This is a genomic window from Streptomyces sp. NPDC002265, from assembly GCF_040296125.1.
Taxonomy (GTDB): Bacteria; Actinomycetota; Actinomycetes; order Streptomycetales; family Streptomycetaceae; genus Streptomyces.
Map to the genome: position 1 here is coordinate 1 of NZ_JBEOWS010000720.1, position 1,101 is coordinate 1,101.

The window sequence follows — 1,101 nt, forward strand, 5'->3', positions numbered from 1 at the left end:
GCCGGCGTGCTCAGGTTCAGCGAGGAACGCGACCCCGCCGCCCTCGCCCGGTTCGTCAGGCTGCGGGTCATCGACCCCGAAGCCGCGTACTGGCGGCGCGGCATCGAGGTGGCCACCAGGTGGCTGCGCGAGACCGGCAGCAGCGTGCTGCGGGTGCCCTACACGTTCGTCTCGCCCGAGGAGTGGGGCGCGGCCGGCGGACATCCGCTCGGGGTATGGATCGCGGACCAACGGAGGTACTACACGGCCGGGACCCTGGAAGCCGCGCGGGTGGAGCAGTTGGAGACGCTCGGGATGGTGTGGTCTGTGCAGGCATCTGCGTGGGAGGCCGGCCTCGCCGTCGCCCGCGCCTACGCCGCCGCGCATACGCACCTGCTCCCGCCCACCACGGCCGTCTTCGACGACTTCCCCATCGGGACCTTCATGAAGAACGCCCGCGCGGCCGCCCGCAAAGCGGCCGAGAACGCCGAGCGGCGGGAGAACGGGGAAACCGTCTCCTACGCCGGGGAGCTCCCGGAATCGAGGGCGGAAGCACTGGCCGACCTCGACCCCGGGTGGTGCCCGGCATGGGAGATCGGGTGGCAGCGGTCGTACAGGCTGACCCTCGCCCATGTGAAGGCGGGCGGTGCTCTGCCCGCCGGGGCGGGTGAACTCATCGTGCAGGGCGAGGACCTGGGCGTGTGGATCGCCGGGCAGCGGGCCGGGTGGGACAAGCTCATGCCCGCGCAACAGTGGCTTTTGGAGTCGGTCGGGATCGAGCCCCCGGCGGAGGGCGAGCCGACGGCGGGTGCGCCCCGGACGCAGGACGCACGATGGGCCGCGAACCTCGCCGCCGCCCGCCAGTTCCACGCCCGCGAAGGCCACCTGCTGGCGCCCCGCAAGGCGGTCGAGATCGTGGACGGCATCGAACACAAGCTCGGAGCCTGGCTCGACAACACCCGCCGCCGGGCCGCCAAGCTCAGCCCGCAACGCCGCGCCGAACTCGACCAGCTCGGCATGCGCTGGTCCTAGAACGCAGGGGTGGCCCGCCCGACGAAGGTTAGTGCCTGGCACTCATGCGAGTCGGTCGACAAGGATCATCGCGACATCGTCCGCCAGGTG

Annotated in this window: 1 protein-coding gene; it reads left to right on the top strand. The window is 71.9% G+C overall.

The window, feature by feature from the left end; genetic code table 11:
* The coding region (locus tag ABT085_RS46530; protein WP_351623311.1) for a helicase associated domain-containing protein at window positions 1–1,011 on the top strand (1,011 nt) is incomplete at its 5' end.
* Window positions 1,012–1,101: the final 90 nt, after the last annotated feature.